At 71.4% G+C, this 19,709-nt stretch carries 20 protein-coding genes and 2 tRNA genes; 11 read left to right on the top strand and 11 right to left on the bottom strand.

Going from position 1 to position 19,709, the window contains the following annotated elements; all coding sequences use genetic code 11:
* Positions 1-35: 35 nt before the first annotated feature.
* The 4 genes from gyrA (at position 36) to ACH0BZ_RS13240 (ending at position 3,507) form a co-directional block, all read left to right on the top strand.
* Positions 36-2,564 (top strand): DNA gyrase subunit A, encoded by a 2,529-nt coding sequence (gene gyrA / locus ACH0BZ_RS13255; RefSeq protein ID WP_406898986.1) that lies wholly within the window; start codon positions 36-38, stop codon positions 2,562-2,564.
* 6 nt (positions 2,565-2,570) lie between these two features.
* Positions 2,571-3,212: a DUF3566 domain-containing protein gene (locus ACH0BZ_RS13250; protein ID WP_406898985.1), complete on the top strand. Its 642-nt coding sequence runs from the start codon at positions 2,571-2,573 to the stop codon at positions 3,210-3,212.
* 64 nt (positions 3,213-3,276) lie between these two features.
* Positions 3,277-3,350 (top strand) — tRNA-Ile (locus ACH0BZ_RS13245).
* Positions 3,351-3,434: 84 nt separating this feature from the next.
* Positions 3,435-3,507: transfer RNA gene (locus ACH0BZ_RS13240), tRNA-Ala, on the top strand.
* A gap of 47 nt (positions 3,508-3,554) precedes the next feature.
* On the opposite strand, the gene ACH0BZ_RS13235 is transcribed toward ACH0BZ_RS13240, so the two are convergent.
* A complete protein-coding gene (locus ACH0BZ_RS13235) occupies positions 3,555-4,040 on the bottom strand; it encodes a hypothetical protein (protein ID WP_406898984.1) in 486 nt (161 codons plus the stop codon).
* Positions 4,041-4,050: 10 nt separating this feature from the next.
* Positions 4,051-4,584 carry a nuclear transport factor 2 family protein gene (locus tag ACH0BZ_RS13230; protein WP_406898983.1) on the bottom strand — a complete coding sequence of 178 codons (534 nt, stop codon included), beginning with the start codon at positions 4,582-4,584 and terminating at the stop codon, positions 4,051-4,053.
* 64 nt (positions 4,585-4,648) lie between these two features.
* Between ACH0BZ_RS13230 and ACH0BZ_RS13225 the strand changes: the two genes are divergently transcribed.
* From ACH0BZ_RS13225 to ACH0BZ_RS13215, 3 genes are read left to right on the top strand one after another with little or no spacing between them, the layout of a single operon-like run.
* Positions 4,649-6,106, top strand: coding sequence for an FAD-dependent oxidoreductase (locus tag ACH0BZ_RS13225; RefSeq protein WP_406898982.1), 1,458 nt, complete (start codon positions 4,649-4,651; stop codon positions 6,104-6,106).
* Positions 6,103-6,345, top strand: a complete 243-nt coding sequence (locus ACH0BZ_RS13220) for a hypothetical protein (RefSeq protein WP_406898981.1) — start codon at positions 6,103-6,105, stop codon at positions 6,343-6,345. The genes ACH0BZ_RS13225 and ACH0BZ_RS13220 overlap by 4 nt, the downstream gene beginning before the upstream one ends.
* Positions 6,346-6,356: 11 nt before the next feature.
* On the top strand, positions 6,357-7,040 hold the full coding sequence (locus ACH0BZ_RS13215; protein ID WP_406898980.1) for a PaaI family thioesterase: 684 nt from the start codon (positions 6,357-6,359) through the stop codon (positions 7,038-7,040).
* An 11-nt stretch (positions 7,041-7,051) separates the two neighbouring features.
* On the opposite strand, the gene ACH0BZ_RS13210 is transcribed toward ACH0BZ_RS13215, so the two are convergent.
* Positions 7,052-7,912, bottom strand: a complete 861-nt coding sequence (locus ACH0BZ_RS13210; RefSeq protein ID WP_406898979.1) for an SDR family NAD(P)-dependent oxidoreductase — start codon at positions 7,910-7,912, stop codon at positions 7,052-7,054.
* A 12-nt stretch (positions 7,913-7,924) separates the two neighbouring features.
* On the opposite strand from ACH0BZ_RS13210, the gene ACH0BZ_RS13205 reads away from it, so the two are divergent.
* Entirely contained in the window at positions 7,925-8,686 is a 762-nt protein-coding gene (locus ACH0BZ_RS13205; RefSeq protein ID WP_406898977.1) for a PaaI family thioesterase, read from the top strand.
* 10 nt (positions 8,687-8,696) lie between these two features.
* On the opposite strand, the gene ACH0BZ_RS13200 is transcribed toward ACH0BZ_RS13205, so the two are convergent.
* Positions 8,697-9,308 (bottom strand): TetR family transcriptional regulator, encoded by a 612-nt coding sequence (locus ACH0BZ_RS13200; RefSeq protein ID WP_406898976.1) that lies wholly within the window; start codon positions 9,306-9,308, stop codon positions 8,697-8,699.
* Positions 9,309-9,400: 92 nt separating this feature from the next.
* Positions 9,401-10,897 (bottom strand): fatty acid desaturase, encoded by a 1,497-nt coding sequence (locus ACH0BZ_RS13195; protein WP_406898975.1) that lies wholly within the window; start codon positions 10,895-10,897, stop codon positions 9,401-9,403.
* 393 nt (positions 10,898-11,290) lie between these two features.
* On the opposite strand from ACH0BZ_RS13195, the gene ACH0BZ_RS13190 reads away from it, so the two are divergent.
* Positions 11,291-13,156 (top strand): ABC transporter ATP-binding protein, encoded by a 1,866-nt coding sequence (locus ACH0BZ_RS13190; RefSeq protein WP_406899035.1) that lies wholly within the window; start codon positions 11,291-11,293, stop codon positions 13,154-13,156.
* A gap of 55 nt (positions 13,157-13,211) precedes the next feature.
* On the opposite strand, the gene ACH0BZ_RS13185 is transcribed toward ACH0BZ_RS13190, so the two are convergent.
* From ACH0BZ_RS13185 to ACH0BZ_RS13170, 4 genes are all read right to left on the bottom strand, one after another.
* The gene (locus ACH0BZ_RS13185) at positions 13,212-14,138 is read right to left on the bottom strand and encodes an SDR family oxidoreductase (protein ID WP_406898973.1); all 927 of its coding nucleotides are present in this window, start codon (positions 14,136-14,138) and stop codon (positions 13,212-13,214) included.
* A 183-nt stretch (positions 14,139-14,321) separates the two neighbouring features.
* Complete coding sequence (locus ACH0BZ_RS13180; RefSeq protein ID WP_406898972.1) at positions 14,322-15,629, bottom strand: TrpB-like pyridoxal phosphate-dependent enzyme; 1,308 nt, start codon at positions 15,627-15,629, stop codon at positions 14,322-14,324.
* Positions 15,630-15,673: 44 nt separating this feature from the next.
* A complete protein-coding gene (locus tag ACH0BZ_RS13175; RefSeq protein WP_406898971.1) occupies positions 15,674-16,150 on the bottom strand; it encodes a GNAT family N-acetyltransferase in 477 nt (158 codons plus the stop codon).
* The gene (locus ACH0BZ_RS13170) at positions 16,147-16,836 is read right to left on the bottom strand and encodes a hypothetical protein (RefSeq protein ID WP_406898970.1); all 690 of its coding nucleotides are present in this window, start codon (positions 16,834-16,836) and stop codon (positions 16,147-16,149) included. Before ACH0BZ_RS13170 ends, ACH0BZ_RS13175 begins: the two co-directional genes overlap by 4 nt.
* Positions 16,837-16,907: 71 nt before the next feature.
* Between ACH0BZ_RS13170 and ACH0BZ_RS13165 the strand changes: the two genes are divergently transcribed.
* Positions 16,908-17,438 carry a peptidylprolyl isomerase gene (locus ACH0BZ_RS13165; RefSeq protein WP_406898968.1) on the top strand — a complete coding sequence of 177 codons (531 nt, stop codon included), beginning with the start codon at positions 16,908-16,910 and terminating at the stop codon, positions 17,436-17,438.
* Positions 17,439-17,536: 98 nt separating this feature from the next.
* A complete protein-coding gene (locus ACH0BZ_RS13160) occupies positions 17,537-18,271 on the top strand; it encodes a rhomboid family intramembrane serine protease (RefSeq protein ID WP_406898966.1) in 735 nt (244 codons plus the stop codon).
* A 188-nt stretch (positions 18,272-18,459) separates the two neighbouring features.
* On the opposite strand, the gene ACH0BZ_RS13155 is transcribed toward ACH0BZ_RS13160, so the two are convergent.
* Together ACH0BZ_RS13155 and crgA are read right to left on the bottom strand one after the other, a co-directional pair.
* Complete coding sequence (locus ACH0BZ_RS13155; RefSeq protein ID WP_406898965.1) at positions 18,460-18,912, bottom strand: PH domain-containing protein; 453 nt, start codon at positions 18,910-18,912, stop codon at positions 18,460-18,462.
* A gap of 474 nt (positions 18,913-19,386) precedes the next feature.
* A complete protein-coding gene (gene crgA, locus ACH0BZ_RS13150; RefSeq protein WP_406898964.1) occupies positions 19,387-19,653 on the bottom strand; it encodes a cell division protein CrgA in 267 nt (88 codons plus the stop codon).
* Positions 19,654-19,709: the final 56 nt, after the last annotated feature.

Here is a 19,709-nt window from a genome sequence, read left to right as displayed (position 1 = left end):
CTGGGCGCCGAGCCGAGCTGACAGAAGAGGAGCTCATGACGGACACCACGCTGCCGCCCGAAGCCGAGGGAGGCGACCGCATCGAGCCGGTCGACATCCAGGCGGAGATGCAGAAGAGCTACATCGACTATTCGATGAGCGTCATCGTCGGCCGCGCGCTCCCCGATGTCCGCGACGGGCTCAAGCCCGTGCACCGCCGCATCCTGTACGCGATGTGGGACAACGGCTACCGGCCGGACCGCAGCTACGTCAAATCCGCCAAGCCGGTCGCCGACACGATGGGTAACTACCACCCGCACGGTGACTCGGCGATCTACGACACCCTGGTGCGCCTGGCGCAGCCGTGGGCGATGCGCTACCCGATGGTCGACGGCCAGGGGAACTTCGGTTCCCGCGGAAACGACGGCGCGGCCGCCATGCGCTACACCGAGTGCAAGATGACCCCGCTCGCCATGGAGATGGTGCGGGACATCGAGAAGAACACGGTGGACTTCCAGCCCAACTACGACGGCAAGACGTCCGAGCCCGTGGTCCTGCCGTCGCGGGTGCCCAACCTGCTCATCAACGGCTCCTCCGGCATCGCCGTGGGCATGGCCACCAAGATGCCGCCGCACAACCTGCGTGAGGTGGCCGCGGCCGTCGACTGGTGCCTGGCCAACCCGGAGGCCGACGAGGAGACGACCCTCGCGGCCTGCATGGAGCACATCAAGGGCCCGGACTTCCCCACCGCCGGCTTCATCGTGGGCGACGCCGGGATCAAGGACGCCTACTCGACCGGTCGCGGCTCGGTCCGCATGCGGGGCAAGACCTCCATCGAGGAGGAGGGCAACCGCACGGTCATCGTGATCACCGAGCTGCCCTACGAGGTCAACCCGGACAACATGATCCTGTCGATCGCCGAGCAGGTGCGCGACGGCAAGATCGCCGGCATCTCCAAGATCGACGACGAGTCCTCGGACCGCGTGGGCCTGCGGATCGTGGTGACGCTCAAGCGCGACGCCGTGGCCAAGGTGGTGCTCAACAACCTCTACAAGCACTCGGCGCTGCAGTCCTCGTTCGGCTGCAACATGCTCTCGATCGTGGACGGCGTACCGCGCACCCTGCGGCTCGACCAGATGGTGCGGCTGTACGTCAAGCACCAGATCGAGGTCATCGTCCGGCGCACCCAGTACCTGCTCGACGAGGCCGAGAAGCGCGCCCACATCCTGCGCGGTCTGGTCAAGGCGCTCGACGCGCTCGACGAGGTGATCGCGCTGATCCGCCGGTCGGAGACCGTCGACATCGCGCGTGAGGGCCTCAAGGACCTGCTCGACATCGACGACGACCAGGCGCAGGCGATCCTCGACATGCAGCTGCGCCGCCTCGCGGCGCTCGAGCGGCAGAAGATCATCGACCAGCTCGCCGCGATCGAGCTGGAGATCGCCGACTACAAGGACATCCTCGCCAAGCCCGAGCGGCAGCGGGCGATCGTCGGGGAGGAGCTCGCCGAGATCGTCGAGAAGTACGGCGACGACCGCCGCACGGTGATCATCCCGGCGGACGGCGACGTCACGGACGAAGACCTCATCGCGCGTGAGGACGTGGTCGTCACCATCACGGAGACCGGCTACGCCAAGCGCACCCGCACCGACCTCTACCGCGCCCAGAAACGTGGCGGGAAGGGCGTGCGCGGCGCAGAGCTCAAGCAGGACGACATCGTCCGCCACTTCTTCGTCTCCTCCACGCACGACTGGCTCCTGTTCTTCACCACCAAGGGCCGCGTGTACCGGATCAAGGCGTACGAGCTGCCCGAGGCCAACCGCACGGCGCGCGGCCAGCACGTGGCCAATCTCCTGGCGTTCCAGCCGGAGGAGCGCATCGCGGGCGTCATCCGGATCAAGGGTTACGCCGACGCTCCGTACCTGGTGCTGGCCACCAAGAACGGCCTGGTCAAGAAGTCGCGCCTCGAGGACTACGACTCGCCGCGCTCGGGCGGCCTCATCGCCGTCAACCTGCGTGACGGCGACGAGCTCGTCGGCGCGGCCCTGGCCGGTCCCGACGACGACCTGCTCCTCGTCTCCGAGAAGGGCCAGTCGATCCGGTTCCACGCCAATGACGACACGCTCCGCCCGATGGGCCGCGCGACGTCCGGCGTCATGGGGATGCGGTTCAACGACGGCGACGCCCTCCTGAGCATGTCCGTGGTCCGTTCCGAGGTGGACGAGGACCAGCTCTTCCTGCTGGTCGCCACCGAGCGCGGCTACTCCAAGCGCACCGCCCTGAGCGAGTACTCGGCGCAGGGCCGCGGCGGCAAGGGCGTGCTCACCCTGATGTTCGATCCCAAGCGCGGCAAGCTCGTCGGTGCGACCATCGTGGAGTTGCAGGACGAGCTGTACGCCATCACCTCCGGCGGCGGCGTGATCCGGACGTTCGCCAAGCAGGTCCGCAAGGCGGGCCGGCAGACCAAGGGCGTCCGGCTCATGAACCTCGCCGAGGGTGACGCGCTGCTGGCGATCGCCCGCAACGCCGACGAGCCCGACGAGGAGGACCAGGCCGCAGCGGAGGCCGGGTCCGGCAAGGAGTAGCACGCGATGAGCGAGCCGACCGACACGGGCGCCGCGGGGGCCGGACCGGCCCCCAAGGGGTCAACGCCGCCGCCGTTCTCGGGCACGTCGGAGTCGTCGACGCCGGACGCGCCGACCCGGGATGTCCCGGCCACGGACAGCCCGGCCGACTCGGGGGAGGCCCGGACGACGAGGTTCCCGGCCGCGCAACAGCACCGCGCGGAGGGCGGCTCCGGTGGGGTGGCCCGAGCCCACTCGGGCGGCGCGGCCGGCCAGGCGGCGCCTATGGTCTCGCCCGCCGAGCGGCGCGGCCCCATGGAGTCGGTGCTGGTCCTGCGGCGGATCGACCCGTGGTCGGCGTTCACCACCGTCCTCGGCCTGATGTTCGCGCTCTACCTGGTGTGGATGGTCGCCGTGGGCGTGGTCTACCTGCTGATGTCCGGCATGGGCGTGTGGGACCGCCTCGGCGGGCTGCTCTCCGGAGTGGCCGGCGACGCCTCCGCCACGGTGATCGGACCGTCGACGATCTTCCTCTACGCCGGCGGCGTGGGGCTGCTCAACGTCCTACTCCTGTCGATCCTCGCCACCCTCGCGGTGTTCATCTACAACCTCGTCGCCGGCCTCACCGGCGGGGGTGTGCAGCTGACCCTCGGCGACCGCCGCCGGTGACGGCCCTCCGCGCCCCGATTTGGGAAGCGCGCGGGACGTCGGGTAGATTCATCGATCGGTACAAGGGCCTATAGCTCAGGTGGTTAGAGCGCCAAACTGATAATTTGGAGGTCGGAGGTTCAAGTCCTCCTAGGCCCACTCCGCACGAGCAGACGCCGGATCCGCATCAGCAGCGGACCGGCGTTTATGCTAGGTGGCAGTCGTCGGCCTCGGCCGGCGCGCGGGGCCTTAGCTCAGCTGGTAGAGCGCTGCCTTTGCAAGGCAGATGTCAGGGGTTCGAATCCCCTAGGCTCCACTTTGTGATGAGTCGCGTCATGGGTGACAGTGGACGGGTGGCTGTGCTCAGGCGCCCAGCGCCCGGGCGGCGGCCACCACGCCGATCGCGGCGACGCCCGTGCGGACGCGGTCGGAGGCGAGGAGCGTCTGCAGGCGCATCGTCGAGGCGCGGTCCGAGGCCACGCCCACGTGCAGGGGGACGGCCACGCCTCCGGTGACGGTCGGCGCGAGAGCGGCCGCGACGCAGGCCACGGCGGTGGCCGCCCGACCGGACTCCTCCTGCGAGCGCAGCGAGGCTACCGTGGCCCAGCCGGCGGCGCCGAGGGTCGAGGCGTACACGGCCACGGCCACGGGGGCGATCCGCCGGGCGTGGTCGGCCTGCCGGTCGGCCATGTCGTGCCTCGGCCCCTCGAATAGTTGTGGGAAGACCACGGCGGTCACGACGGACTGGAAGCCCAGGTGCACGGCGGACGACGTGAGCAGGGCGAGCCGCCCGGCGCGCAGGAAGGGGTCGGGCGCGGGTTCGGGGGCCGGGGTGCGTCGCCGGAACATACCGGCCACGCTACCCCTCGCGGGAGCGGCCGAGGAGGGCTCTGCCCTCGCCGTCGTCGGTCACCGCGCGCGCCGTGCGCAGCACCACCCGCCAGCCGCGGTCGGGCGCGTCCACCGGGCCGCGCCGTTCGAGCTCCCAGCGGCTGGCCGTCACGCGCAACACGGTGTACCGGCCGGGGCGGGAGGAGCGCGCGACGAGCTGGGTATACCCGGTCGCCACGGCGCGGTCGCCGTCGAGCAGGACCACCGGCAGGCTCGGCACGTGCCCGCAGCCGTGGGCGATGAGCCCCTGGTGGGCCTCGCCACGGACCATCTCCTCGATGCCGTCGCGGCCGTCGAGGCGCCCGGTGTCGACGTCGTACACCCCGTCTTCGGTCCACAGTGCTGCCACGCCCTCGGCGTCGCCGGAGTCCACGCGGGGGGAGTAGGAGGCGAGGATGCGCATGACGGCGAGCTCGTCGGCCGCCCGAGCGAGGCCGGCCTCGGCGGCGGCGAGGCGTGCCTCGAGGGCGTCGAGTCGGTTCGGGTCGGTTCCGGCGGCCACGGATCCGAGACTAATGCGCCGGCCGGACCGGCGGGCCGCGGAGGGGCGCAGTAGTCTCACCCTCATGACGGACACGAGTTCAGACAGCCGTCCGGCGGAGGCCGGCGCCGCGGTGTTCACCGCTGACGTGGTTGTGGTGGGGATGGGCATCGCCGGCGTGTGTGCAGCGATCGAAGCGGCGGAGGCGGGCGCCTCGGTGCTGGCTCTCGAGGGGGCGTCGGGGCCCGGCGGGTCGTCGGCGCAGTCCGGCGGCGAGGTGTACCTCGGCGGCGGCACGGGCACGCAGCAGGCGCTGGGCATCGAGGACACGGTCGAGGACATGCGCGCGTTCCTCACCGCGGCGCTGGGCCCGAACGCCGACGAGGCCAAGCTCGCCGACTACTGCGCGGGCGCGGTGGAGCACCACGACTGGCTCGTCGCGCACGGCGCGGTGTTCCACGTGAAACTCTGGGACACCCCCACGTGGATGCCGGGCGACGATTCGGGGCTCATGTGGATGGGAGAGCGCGCCGAGCCGTACGCCTCGCTCGCCCGGCCCGCCGCCCGCGGACACCGCCCACCCGAGCCGAACTTCGCCGGCGGCCACCTCATGGCGGCACTGCAGGCCACCGCCGACGCGACAGGTGTGGAGACGCACTGCGACGTCAGGGCGCGCGAGCTCGTCGTGGAGAACGGCCGTGTGGTGGGCGTCCGGGCCACCGAGTTCGGCGCCGAGCGCGAATACCGCGCGACCCGCGGCGTCGTCCTGGCCACGGGCGGGTTCGTGGACAACGACCGCATGCTCGAGCAGTGGGCGCCCCACCAGCTGGGCAAGGAGAAGATCTCCGACGGCCGCGACGACGGCTCCGGCATCGAGATGGGCATGGCGGCCGGCGCGGCCGTGCGCCGCATGCACCAGACCGAGACGGCGATGCTCGTCATCCCGCGCCTGGTCGTGGGCGGGATGCTCGTGGACGGCGACGCCCAGCGCTTCATCAACGAGGAGGTCTACCCGGGCCTGTACTGCCACGCCGCCGTGCACCACCGGCCCGGGCCGGTCTGGGTGATCGTCGACGAGAAGGGCATCGAGGAGGTCCCGGAGGGCGAGCTGTGGGGCATGCAGCCCATGCACGCCGCCGAGAGCATCGAGGAGTTGGCCGCCGACTGCGGCCTACCCGCCGACGCCCTGGCCGACACCCTGCGCCGCTACAACGCCGGCGCAGGGTCCGGCAACGACGCCCACGGCAAGAGCGCAACCTGGCTGCGCCCGCTCGAGCCGCCGTTCGGCGCGTACCCCACGGGCGCGGGCGGCCCGGAGACGTTCAACGGCCTGCCGCTCAACGCCCAGGGCTTCACCCTCGGCGGACTCCATACGGATGTCGACTCCCGCGTCCTCGACCGCTCCGGCGAGCCCATCCCGGGCCTGTGGGCCGCGGGCCGCTGCACGCACGGCCTCCACGGCGAGGGCTACATCTCCGGTACGTCGCTCGGTGACGGGTCGTTCTTCGGCCGGCGCGCAGGCCGCGGGGCGGCGGGCGCGTGACCACCTCGTCGTCGACCCCCGGCCCGGCCCCCGACCTCGCCCCACTCGACCCGGGGCGCCGTGGTGGAGAGCCGGTGGACCGGCAGCCCGACGACGAGGCGGGCCTCTACGACCTGGTGGAGCAGGTGCGGCGGATCCGCGCCCTCTCCGCCGAGCCGGGTCCGGTTACGGTCGAGTATTTCTCGGTCCTACCCGGCGATCTGCTCCGCGAGAACCGGCGCCGACTCACGGGCGGGTAACGTCACGCGGCATGGACAACGACGACACGGCAGGCAGCGGCGAGCGGATCGACCTGCTCACCGAGCATGCCGGCGAGATGGCGGACCTGGTGACGCAGCTGCGTCGGCTGCGCTCGCTCACGGCCGCGCACTCGATCGACGGCGACGTCACCGGGGCCACCGAGGCCCTCCGGCGGGTGGCCGACGAGCTCGAATCGCGCGCCACCCCGTCCGACCTGCGGATCCACGCGCGCTGGCACGACCCGCACGTCATCGGCACCAACCCGGTGATCGGCAACATCAACCCGATCGCCCCGCCACTCGAGCCCGAGGTCATGCCCGACGGTTCGATCCGCGCCGAGCTGACCCTGGGCCACGAGTACCACGGCCCGCCCGGCTGCGTGCACGGCGGCGTGGTGGCGATGGTGATCGACGAGATGCTGGGCGTGGCCAACGCCGTGGCCGGCATCCCCGCGATGACCGTCGAGTTGGACGTCCGCTACCACTCGACCACCCCGCTCGGGCAGCCGCTCGTGTTCACCTCGCGTGTCACCCGGCGCGACGACCGCAAGATCTGGACCGAGGCCGAGCTACATGCCGGCGACCGGCTCTGCGCGTCGGCCACGGGCATGTTCGTCGTCCCCCGCGCGCTCGCCGAGCGGATGGCCGCCGAGGAGGAGTCCCGCGTCACCGCCGAGCAGGTCGCGGGGGAGTAGCGCGGGGCGCGTCAGCGGCCCTCGCGCAGGGCCTTCATCCGCTTGGCCGCGCCGGCCACGATCCGGCCCCGGTCGGTCCCGGAGGAGAAGGCGACGCCCGTCTGGTTGGACTCGCCGCCGCAGACGTACACGGGGCCGGAGTCGATCGCGCCGAGTACCTCGCGGGCCACGTCGTCCGGCTCGCTCACGGTCATGCCCGGCAGATCCATGTCGAGCCCCGCGCGGATCATCGCGGGCGTGCGCGTCACGCCGAGGATCACCTCCACCACGTCCACGCCGTGCGCGCGCATCTCGAGCCACAGGCCCTCGACGAACACGCGGGAGAACGCCTTGGCAGCCGAGTAGATGCTCATGTCGGCGTGGCCCAGGTAGCCGGCCATCGAGCCCATCACCACGATCCCGCCACGCCCCCGCTCGCGCAGCCGGGGCGCGACCTGCCGCAGCAGTGCCAGGGGAGAGGTGATGTTGAGGTCGATGACCTTCTGCACCTGCTCCATGTCCGAGTCGGCGAACTCGGCGCCGTAGGTGTTGGCTCCGGCGTTGAGGACGACGAGGCCCACGTCGAGATCCGCGGTGGCGTCCGCGATCCGGGCCGTCGAGCCCTCCTGGGTGAGGTCCACCGACACCGTCCGGCACTCCACCCCGTGCCCCCGCCCCCGCTCGCGCACCGCGGCGGCGGTCTCCTCGAGGGGCCCGGGCTTGCGGGCCACGAGGACGGAGGAGACCCCCGTGTCGGCGAGGTGGAGCGCGATCTCGGCGCCCACGCCCTCACTGCCGCCCACGACGAGGGCCCACGGGCCGTAGGCGGCCGCGTCGAAGGTCGCCGGGTCGAAGGGAGTGGGTTGGTTGGTGGGGCTGCCGGTTGTCGACATAGGCTCCAGCCTATGGCCAACGACACCGACACGCCGGGGATCAGCCGCGGCCCCCTGCCCCGGATCCCCGGGGTGGACGCCTTCCAGCTCAAGACCGTGCGGGAGGAACTGGGCGACCGCTTCGACCCGGTGCCCGTGGCCGAGCTGCCCACCCCGGACCCGGACCTCGACCGGGCGGTGGCCGAGTTGCGCCGCCTGCGCGAGTCCATCGCGGGCCTGGCGCACTCGGGGGTCGAGCTCGGCGACGTCGCGGATAGCCTCGCCCGCGCGGCGGACCTGCTCGAGCCCCGAGTGCCCGACCCGCGGAAGCGCCTGGAGAACATGTGGTCCGGCGCCGGGTCGCGCCGCGCCAACCCGGTGGGCGGCCAGGAGAACCCCATCGCCCCGCCGGTGCTCTTCTACGGCTGTGACGACGGCTCGGTGTGGGCCGAGGAGACGTTGGGGATCGCCTACCAGGGCCCGCCCGGATGTGTGCACGGCGGGATCAGCGCGCTGATCATCGACCACATGATGGGCTTCGCCAACCACTGGGCCGACCGGTACGGGATGACGGCCCACTACGAGATCGACTACCGCTCTCCCACCCCGCTGCTACAGCCGTTGAGCTTCCGGTCGTGGGTCGCCGAGATCGACGGACGCAAGACGTGGACCCACGCCACCATCCACGCCGGCGACCGCCTGTGCGTCGAGGCTCGCGGTCTGTTTCTCGAGGCGAGCGTGCCGGTGCCGGGTCAGCCGGACGAGCGGTCGACGGTCGGCGACGGAGGGGCCTGACCCCTCGCCGTCACACGTCGATCCGCACGACCTCCTTGAGGTAGGGGCCGATCACCTCGGTGAGTCCTGTGGCGAGCACCTCCGGGTCCTCGGGGGGCAGGGAGACGAAGCTGATCCCGATGCGCGCGATGATCGCCGCGGCCAACTGGGCGTGGCGCTCCTCGAGCCGCATCCAGCTCTCGCTCAGCGCGGGGGTGAGCACCTCGGTGGCGCGCTCGATGAGCGGGCCGGCCTCGGTGGTGATGAGCCTGAGCAGGTCCGGCTTGATCTCGCCCGTGAGCAGGGCTCGGATGAGCGGATCGCGGGCGCTGGCCTGGAGGAAGCCGTTGATACCCTCGCTGAGCGCGGTGTCGATGTCGCCGGGGTGCCGCTCGATGGAGTCCCGGATCGCGCCGGCGTACGTCTCGGCGAGCTGCAGCGCGTACGCCTGGGCCAGGCCCTGGCGGTTGCCGAAGGTGCTGTAGAGGGTCTGCCGGCTCAGTCCCGCCGCCTTGGCCACGTCGCTCATCGTGACGGCGGACCAGTCGCGGTGGGTGAGCAACTCGTGCATGGCCTCGAACACGGTCACGCGCAGCGGTCGCCGCGTCGCCTGGTCGCCGGGGTGTCGTCTGCGGGGGGCCATGCCGTCCAGTGTCCCCGATCGGCGCCGGGCTGTGCGGACGAACCCCGGCGCCGGGGCCCCCACCGCGTCGGCGGGGGCCGTCCCGGCGGTGGTCACGAGACCGGCAGGAAGTCGACCTTGTCGCGCACCCCGCAGTCCGGGCACTGCCAGTCGTCGGGGATCGCCGACCACGGCGTACCGGCCGGGAACCCCTCTCGCGGCTCACCCGCGGCCTCCGAGTAGTGGTGACCGCAGTTGGGGCACACGTACTCACCGGTGGGGGAGACCCGGGTGGCGGGGGCCTCGGGCTCCGGAAGGGTCGTGGTGGCCGTGTCGGCGGCGTGCCCCGCCGCGCTCGCCGCCCCCGGTGCCGGGTACATCGCGAGCAGCTTCTCCCGCTTGGACGGCTGGAGGTTGGCGCGGCTCAGGTCGCCCTGGTAGTGCGCGAGGACGCGCTTGTCCATGACCTTGCGCCACAGCGGCGGGATGTAGGCCACGACCATCATCGCGGCGTAGCCGGACGGCAGCTGCGGCGCCTCGTCGAAGCTGCGCAGGGTCTGGTACCGGCGCATCGGGTTGGCGTGGTGGTCCGAGTGCCGCTGCAGGTGGTAGAGGAAGATGTTCGTCACCAGGTGGTCGGAGTTCCACGAGTGCTCGGGCCGGCACCGCTGGTAGCGGCCGCTGGGGAGCTTCTGCCGGCGCAACCCGTAGTGCTCCAGGTAGTTGACCACCTCGAGCAGCGAGAAGCCGAACACGGCTTGGACCAGCAGCCACGGCAGGACCTCGAGCCCGAAGATCGCGGTGAGCCCGCCGAAGAGCACGAGGGTCATGAGCCACGCGTTGAGGTTGTCGTTGCGGATCGTCCACGGGCTCTTGCCCAGCCGGCCGAGACGCTCGGACTCCAGGTGCCAGGCGGACTTGAGCGAACCGAACACGCTGCGCGGCAGGAACACCCAGAACGACTCGCCGAACCGCGAGCTGGCCGGGTCCTCCGGGGTGGCGACGCGGGCGTGGTGGCCGCGGTTGTGCTCGATGAAGAAGTGGCCGTAGCCGGTGGTCGCCAGCGCCACCTTGGAGAGCCACTTCTCGCTGCCCGCGATCTTGTGGCCCAGTTCGTGCGCGGTGTTGATCCCGATGCCGCCGGTGATCGCCACGGTCCACGCCACGCCGATCTTGGCGGCCAGGCCCAGCCCGCCCTCGTAGCCGAGCCAGCTCAGGTCGTCGGCCGCCCACAGGTAGCAGGCGAGGATCAGCGCGCCGTACTGGAACGGGATGTAGAGGTAGGTGCACCAGCGGTAGTACGGGTCGGCCTCGAGCCGCTCCATGACCTCGTCCGGCGGGTTCTCGCCGTCCGCGCCGATCTTCCAGTCGCCCCACGGCACCGCCACGTAGACCAGGAACGGCAGCAGGTACCACGCCACGGTGGCCGGGATCGACCATCCGAGCGCGTTGAAGCCCGCCACGAGCGGCAGGGAGAGGAACAGGCCCGTGGCCGGAATGAGGCCGAGGAGCCACAGGTAGCGCTTGGCGTCGGTCCACGCGTAGGGCTCGACGGCGGGCTCGGCGGGCGCGGCCTGATCGGTCGGGCGGCTGAACTCGGTGCTGGACATCTCGGACGACCTCCGTACTCGGGCGCATGTGGCTTACGCCACTGCATTGACGCCAGGCTAGACAAATTCCTGCGCTATGTCTAGACACAGGCGCCGAATTTGTCCAGCAGCGTCCGTTCGGGCGCCGGTCGGGGCGCCGAGCCTCCCCGGGCCCTCGGTTGTGCACCCACATCGTCGTGCTGCCGGGCGGCTGTGCTTCCCTTCCGCGACAGAAGGGATGCGCAACCCGGATGGGGCGCCGCCCGACGACGCGCCCGCCGGAACAAGCCCGGCGGAATAGGTCCGCCGCCCGCGGGGTTGGATCCGACAGGCCGTCGGTACCTCCCTCCGACGCGACAGGGCGAGCGGGCGAGCGGCGTACCGGGCCCCGGAGAGGAGTTGCGGGACGTGACGATGCAGCAGGCCGCCATGCGCGCGATGATGCGGTCCGACAATGCCGACACCCGACTCGACCGCAGCGTCTTCACCCGCGAGAACATGCGCCGGATCGGGGTCTTCGCCCGCCCACACACGGGTCGGATCGTCCTCTTCCTGGTGCTCTCGGTCCTCGGCGCCGTCCTCGCCGTCGCCACCCCCCTGCTCGCCGGGCGGGTCGTCACGGCGATCGTCGACGGTTCGGCACCGCGGATCGTCATCCTGCTCGCCCTGGCCATCGCGGCGATCGGCATCGCCGAGGCCGTCAACAACGTGGCCACCCGGCTCTGGTCGGCGCGAATCGGCGAGGGCCTGATCCTGGACCTGCGCCGCGCGGTGTTCGACCACGTCCAGACCATGCCGGTCGCGTTCTTCATGCGGACCCGCACCGGCGCGCTCGTCAGTCGCCTCAACAACGACGTCCTGGGCGCCCAGCGAGCCTTCTCCGACACCCTGTCCGGGGTGGTGTCCAACGTCGTGCAGCTCGCGCTCACGCTGATCGTCATGGCCGGGCTCAACTGGCAGCTCACCGTGCTCTCGGTGCTGCTGCTGCCGATCTTCCTCGTGCCCGCCCGCTACGTGGGCCGCCGCCTGGCACGGCTGCGACGCGAGGCCTCCGACCTCAACGCGTCGATGAACGACCAGATGACCGAGCGGTTCAACGCCGGCGGCGCCACGCTGGTCAAGCTGTTCGGCCGGCCACACGCGGAGTCGGCCGAGTTCGCGGCGCGCGCCGGCCGGGTTCGGTCGATCGGCGTGCGCACCGCGCTGCTCATGAGCGTGTTCATGAACTCGCTCACCCTGGTCTCCACGCTGGCCCTCGCGCTCGTCTACGGCTTCGGCGGCTGGTTCGCGCTCCAGGGGGCGATGGACGCCGGCTCCGTCGTGGCGCTGGCGCTGCTGCTCACCCGTCTTTACGGGCCGCTCACCGCGCTGGCCAACGCGCCGGTCGACGTGGTCTCGGCCATCGTCAGCTTCGAGCGCGTCTTCGAGGTCCTCGACCTGGAGCCGCTGCTCACCGATGCCCCCGACGCGGTCGACGTCCCCGCCGGCCCGGCCTCGATCGAGTTCGACGACGTCCGCTTTTCCTACCCCTCCGCCGACAAGGTCTCGCTGGCCTCGCTCGAGGAGGTCGCGGTCCTCGACACCCGCGGTGGCCAGGAGGTGCTGCACGGGATCAACTTCCGCGCCGAGCCGGGGGAGATGATCGCCCTCGTCGGCTCCTCGGGCGCCGGCAAGTCCACCATCGCCTCGCTCCTGCCGCGCCTCTACGACGTGGACTCGGGCGCCGTCCGCGTGGCCGACCTCGACGTACGAAAGGTGACCGCCGAGTCGCTGCGGCGGACGGTGGGCGTGGTGACCCAGGACGGGCACCTCTTCCACGACTCGGTGCGCGCCAACCTGGCCTTCGCGCGGCCCGAGGTGAGTGACGACCAGGTGTGGGACGCCCTCCGGCGCGCCCGCCTCGAGGACCTCGTCCGCTCCCTGCCCGACGGACTGGACACCGTGATCGGCGACCGCGGCTACCGCCTGTCCGGCGGCGAGCGCCAGCGTCTGACCATTGCCCGTCTACTGCTCGCCGAGCCGTCCGTGGTGGTGCTCGACGAGGCCACGAGCGCGCTGGACTCGACCAACGAGTCCGCCGTCCAGGCCGCGCTCGCCGAGGCGATGGCGCACCGGACGTCGCTGGTCATCGCGCACCGGCTCTCGACGGTCCGCGCGGCCGACCGGATCCTCGTCCTGGAGGCCGGCTCGGTGGTCGAGTCCGGCACGCACACCGAGCTCCTCGCACTGGGCGGGCGGTACGCCGAGCTCTACGAGACTCAGTTCGCGGACCAGGAGTAGGCACCCTCCCGACGTGAACCCGGACGTGCCGGACGCGTGGGGGGCCGATGGGTGCCTAGTCCAGGTTGATCCCCAGCTCGCGGGCGGCGAGAGCGGCGTACTTGGAGGTCTGCTCGAACGCGGACTCCAGCGGCTGCGCGTCGGTGAGGTCGGCGATCTCGTCCCAGCGCTCGGCGACGACCTCGGGGGTGCGGGCCTGCTCGGGAAGGAAGACGCCGCGGGACTCGACCATCTGGGAGACGGCGAAGACGCCGGCGCCGGCACCGAGGATGGTCTTGGTGGGGGCGTCGTCGCTCACCATGAACAGGGCGCCGGGGGCGATCGTCTCGGGGCCGAGCAGCTCGAGCACCTGCTGGGGCAGGAGGTCCTCGGTCATGCGGGTGGCGGCGGTCGGGGCGATGGCGTTGACCTTGATGTTCTTCTTGGCGCCCTCGATCGCCAGGACGTTCATCAGGCCCACGAGGCCGGACTTGGCGGAGCCGTAGTTGGACTGGCCGAAGTTGCCGTAGATGCCGGAGGTCGAGGTGGTCATGAGAATGCGGCCGTAGCCGGCCTCGGCCATGTGCGGCCAGACGGCCTTGGTGCAGGTGACCGAGCCCATGAGGTGCACCTCGAGGACCTTGCGGAAGTCGTCGGTCTCCATCTTGGCGAAGGACTTGTCGCGCAGGATGCCGGCGTTGTTGATGAGGATGTCGATGCGGCCCCACTTGGCGATCACCGAGGAGACCAGCGCGTCGACGGCGGGCTCGTCGGTGATGTCGTGGCCGTCGACGATCGCCTCGCCGCCGGCCGCCACGATCTCGTCGACCACCTTCTGCGCCGGGCTGGCGTCCCCGCCGGCGCCGTGGACGTCGCCGCCGAGGTCGTTGACGACGACCTTGGCGCCCCGCTCGGCCAGGGCCAGGGCGTAGGCGCGGCCGAGGCCGCCGCCGGCGCCGGTGACGATCGCGACGCGGTCGGTGAAGTCGATGGGGGTGCTCATTCCAGGGTCCTCCGGGGTGCTCGTCGGGGTGGCCGCGGGACTCGTCGCCGCGTGCCCTACGCTTCAGCGTAATCGCGGCCCACGGGCCCGGACCGGCTGCTCACGAAACAGCTGATGGCGGCCGCCCTCCCGGTCCGGCGCCGCTGGCGACCGGCTCGGCATGACCCGCCGGGAGGCGGGGTCTCAGGCGAGGTCGCCTCGGACGTAGGCCTCGTAGGCCGGCAGGTCGAGGAAACCGTGGCCGGACAGGCCGATGACGATGGCCGGTCCGGAGCCCGCCTCGCCCGTGTGCTTGCGGGCCTCGGCGAACGCGCCCGCGAGCGCGTGGGTGGACTCGGGCGCGGGGACGACGCCCTCGGCCTTGGCGAACTCCACACCGGCCGCGAACGCCGCGTTCTGCTCCACCGCGATCGAGTCGAGCAGCCCGAGGTGCTTGACGTGGCTGACCAGCGGCGCCATGCCGTGGTAGCGCAGGCCGCCGGCGTGGATGGGGTCCGGGACGAAGTCCTGTCCGAGCGTGTACATCTTCATCAGCGGCGTGAGGCCGGCGACGTCGCCGTGGTCGTAGCGGAACTCGCCCCGGGTCAGCGACGGGCACGCCTCGGGTTCGACGGCGACGATCCTCGTCGACCCGCCGCCCAGGTTCTCGCGGACGAACGGGAACGCCAGCCCGGCGAGGTTGGAGCCGCCGCCGGCGCAGCCGAAGAGGAACTCGGGCGCACCCTCGCCGAACATCGCGAGCTGCTTGAGGGTCTCCTCGCCGATGATCGTCTGGTGCAGGCACACGTGGTTGAGCACGGAGCCCAGCGAATAGCGCGCCTCGCCGTCACCCGCGGCCACCTCGACGGCCTCGGACACCGCCATCCCCAGTGAGCCCGGGGTGTCGGGGTCCTTGGCGAGGAACGCGCGGCCCGACTCGGTGAGGTCCGACGGCGAGGGGTGCACGGTCGCGCCGAAGGTCTCCATGAGCATGCGGCGGTACGGCTTGGACTCGAAGGAGGCCTTGACCTGCCACACCTCGACGTCGATCCCGAAGGCCTGGCCGGCAAAGGCGAGCGAGGCGCCCCACTGGCCGGCGCCGGTCTCGGTGGTGAGCTTGGTGATCCCCTCGGCGGCGTTGTAGTACGCCTGCGCGACGGCGGTGTTGGGCTTGTGCGAGCCGACCGGAGAGGTGCCCTCGTACTTGTAGTAGATCCGCGCAGAGGTGCCGAGCGCCTTTTCCAGCCGGTGGGCGCGGATGAGCGGCGACGGCCGCCAGAGCCGGTAGATCTCGCGGACCGGCTCGGGGATCTCCACGAAGCGCTCGGGGGTGACCTCCTGCTCGATGAGCGCCCTGGGGAAGAGCGGCGCGAGGTCCTCGGGCCCGAGCGGCTCCTTGGTGCCGGGGTGCAGGTGCGGCGCCATCGGCTCGGGCAGGTCGGCCTGGATGTTGTACCAGTGGGTCGGCATCTCGCTCTCGGGGAGCAGGGCCTTGACCAGATCAGACGTCATGAGGGTTCCTCGCGCTTCACAGGGGGTATGAGCCGGATCTCATCCTAGGAGGCCGGATCGCGGCGCATGGGCACGTGGGGGATCCTCTCGTCGAGGTACTCCTCGCCGCATCGCACGAACCCGAACTGCTCGTACCACCGCTCGAGGTACGACTGGGCGCCGATCTCCACCGGCCGGTCGCCGCACAGCGCGAGCCCGCGCCGGATGAGCCGCGCCGCGATGCCGTTCCGGCGCCGGTCCGGGCGCGTGCACACGCGCCCGAGGTGCATGACGCCGCCGTGCACGTCCGAGCCGAACACCCGGAGGGTCCCGGCGAGCTCCTCGCCGTGCTGCCCGGGCGCCCAGGCGAGTAGGTGCGTGGTGCCGGGGTCGGCGTCCACGTCGTCGATCTCCGCGTACGGGCAGTCCTGCTCGGCGACGAAGACGTCCACGCGCAGCTTGTACAGCGCGTGGACGTCCAGTGGGCCGAGCCCGGTCAGCGGCGCGGCGACGATCCGCAGGGGGTCGTCGCCGTCGCTCACTTGTCGTCGTCGGTGGTGAGGCCCTCGTCGGCGGGCTGCGGCGCGATACCGGCCGCGGCGCCCGGGGTGGCGTCGCCGGCGGCGGGGGCGTTGTCGGCCGAGGTGGCGGCAGGGGTGGTGTCCGCCTTCTGGTCGCCGGGGCCCTCGGGGTCCGGGGTGTCGACGGCGAGGTCCTCGCCCGAGGCGTCGGAGCCGGTCCCGGGGACGGCGGACTGTGCGGGCGGGGTCGGCGGCGCCGGGGTGGGCTTCGGCGCGGGGGCCGTGGCCGGGGTGCCCTGGTCGCGCAGGAAGTAGGCGGTCGCGCCGGCGACGGCCGCGCCACCCGCGAGGCCCACGATCCACAGCGGTGCGAACCGGCGCAGGACACCGCGGCGCTTCTGCGGCGGCGCCGAGACCGCCGAAGTTCGCTCCTTGAGCGCCTCGGCGTGCTTGCGCGCGTCGGAGGCCAGGCCGTCCAGCACCTCGGCCTGCTCGGCGCGGCGCTCGCGCATCACCTTGAGGCCGCGGCTGGCCCCGAACATCGCCAGCCCAACCGGGCCGCGCGAGGCGGCGATGGCGGCTTCCCCGAGGAGGCGCGGATCCTTGAGGTCGATGGCCTTGCGGGCGGTCTTCCCGGCCGCCTTGAGGTCCTTCTCGGCGCCCTTGAGGGCACGCTTCTCTTCGGCACGATCACGTCGTTTGCTCATGACCCGATGCTTCCACAGGCATCGGTCGCGGACCACCGCCTCGGCGACACCCGATCGCGCACCGTGGCAGGATGGGTGGCGTGAGCATCGCAACGCAGAAGGCCACCATCCACACGAACCAGGGCGACATCGTCGTCGAGCTGTTCGGCAACCACGCGCCGGAGACGGTCGCCAACTTCACCGGTCTGGCCGCCGGCTCCAAGGACTACTCGCAGCCCAACGCCAAGGGTGAGCAGTCGGGCCCGTTCTACGACGGCTCGATCTTCCACCGCGTCATCTCGGGCTTCATGATCCAGGGCGGCGACCCCACGGGCACCGGCCGCGGCGGCCCGGGCTACCAGTTCAAGGACGAGTTCCACCCCGAGCTGCAGTTCTCCGAGCCGTACCTGCTGGCCATGGCCAACGCCGGCCCGGGCACCAACGGCTCGCAGTTCTTCATCACCGTGGGCCCGACCCCGCACCTGAACAACCGCCACACGATCTTCGGCAAGGTCGCCGACGCCGACTCGCAGAAGGTCGTCGACGCCATCGCCACCACCCGCACCGGCGCGATGGACCGGCCGGTCGAGGACGTCGTCATAGAGTCCATCGAGATCGCCTGACACCCCAGGTCTGACTCCCCGACCCACCACTGACGCGCGGCGCGGGAACCGGTCCGCCGGTCCCGCGCCGCCGTCGTGTCCCCACCCAGGACGGACCCATGACAACCGCCGCCCGCCGCAACGGCGCGATCGCCCGCTTCTTCCGCCTGCAGCCGGTCACGGCGTGGCTCATCGCGGCCAACCTCGCGGTTTACGTCGCCACTGTGGTCCAGTCCGGGAGCCTGCTCGACAACGCGGACTCGCCGTTGTTCGAGGCCACCGCCCTCTATCCGCCGTTCGTCGTGGTGTTGGACGAGTGGTGGCGGCTGCTCACGGCGGCGTTCCAGCACTTCGGGCCGCTGCACCTGCTGCTCAACATGTACATGCTGTGGATCCTCGGGGTGGGGACCGAGCGCAGCATCGGCCACGGTCGCTACCTCGCGCTGTACCTGATCTCGGCGCTCGGCGGGTCGGTCGCGGTGATGTACTTCAGCCCCGGCGCGCTCACCGCGGGCGCCTCCGGCGCGGTGTTCGGCCTCATGGGCGCGTACGGGATCATCGCGGCGGCCCTGCGCCTGGAGTTCCGGGGCATCGCGGTGCTCATCGGGCTCAATATCCTGGTGAGCATCCTCGTGCCCGGGGTCTCGTTGGCCGCGCACATGGGCGGCCTCGTCGTGGGCGCCGTTGCCGCGCTCGTGCTGGTGATCCTCCCGCGCCGGCTGCCGGCCCGCGTCGGGCGCGGGACCCGCCGGGCCGCCTCGTGGGGGACGTTCCTGCTCCTCGTGGCCGTGGTGGCCGTGGCCGCGTGGTACTCCGCGGAGGTCATGACCCTGGAGTCGGTCCTCCGCCGCTGAAACGCGCAGGAGGGTCGGCCGCTGCCGGTGCCCGCCTGTCCTGCACTCGGTTCTGCACAACACGGCGGTCTTGCACAACACAGGCCCGGCATCGTGCGAGTGGTCCGCCGACTGCCGTTGTGCAAATCGGGAAAGCCGGAGGAGGCGAGGAACGGGTGAGTAGCGGGTGGGTCGGCTGAGCAGCGGAGTCAGTCACTGGCCCGGCGTCCCGGGAAGCCCAGCCCGACGAGCCGGTCCACCACGTCCCGCGGGTCGGTGCCCAGGTCCGCACGGGTGAACACGTCGAGCTGTTCGCGCCCCTGCTCGTCGGTGTACTCGATCCGCATGAGGTGCTGACGGATCCCCCAGCGGGGGATGCCGAGGTCACGGACCTCCACCACCTCGGACCGGGGGACGAAGCGGGTGCCGGTGAGGGCCTTGATCGCCAACTCGCCGTCGACCACCTCGAGGCGCGGGCGCCGGACGAGCTGCAGTGCGCCGGCCGGCAGCAGGAACAGCGCGGCGAGCCCGGAGAGCAGCAGGCCGATCGGGGAGTCGCTGAGCAACCCCACCACCACCACCACGATCCCCAGCGCGATCTGCACCGACGGCCACAGCACACCGGGCGACCACGACGCGGCCCGCGGCTCGGGTTGCTCCATCGTCGGACCTCCTCGCCCGCGGCGGCCCCTCCACAGCGGTCGTCCACAGTGTGCATGAACTACACCGCTGTCATTCCACAGGACCCCTCCACAGTGTGGCGGAATCACACCCGTGGCATTAGCCCGGGGCGGGGGCCGATTGTCCACAGGGGTTATCCACACTGTGGATGAATCACACGCGTGGAGTTCGAGCGGCGTTCGAGCGGGGCGCGGTCCGACCTGCGGCATCACGGACGAGCGTCCGACAGGGAGGTTCTCCCCAGTGTGGAGGAGGTTCTCCACAGGCTGTGTACGCGGATCGACACGCCCGAGCCCGGGTTGGCGCTACCACAGAACCGGCAGTTGACCTGCATAAACGAACAGTTCGGTCCAGAAATGCAGGTCACCCCCCGCGGCTGGCGGGGGGTGATCTGTGGAGAAAGCTGTGGAGGAATCCGAAAAGCCCTGTGGCGGTACGCCTCGGGCCGGACGCGGCTAGCGCCAGCGCATCGTCATGAGCAGGCCGATCACGGCCAGGCCGAAGCCGATGGCGAAGTTCTGCCACGTCTCGAGCTCCATCATGAACGGGATCTTCTCGCCCGCGATGTAGTAGACGACCAGCCAGGCGAGCCCGAGCAGCATGAGCCCGAACATGATCACGAGGTACCAGCGCGGCGTGGGCGTGCCCTTGACCTTGACGGGGGTACGGCGGACGGCCGCGTCGGTGTACTCGGTCTTGGACCGGACCTTGGACTTGGGCATTCGTCAGACCTCGTGCTCGCGGGGGGATGTCCGGCCCACTCTACCAAGGGGGATGG

It is taken from the genome of Dietzia sp. 179-F 9C3 NHS, from assembly GCF_045369825.1.
Lineage (GTDB): Bacteria > Actinomycetota > Actinomycetes > Mycobacteriales > Mycobacteriaceae > Dietzia.
The sequence above is the reverse complement of the archived record's forward strand: the minus strand, read 5'-3'. Positions and strand labels throughout refer to the sequence as shown.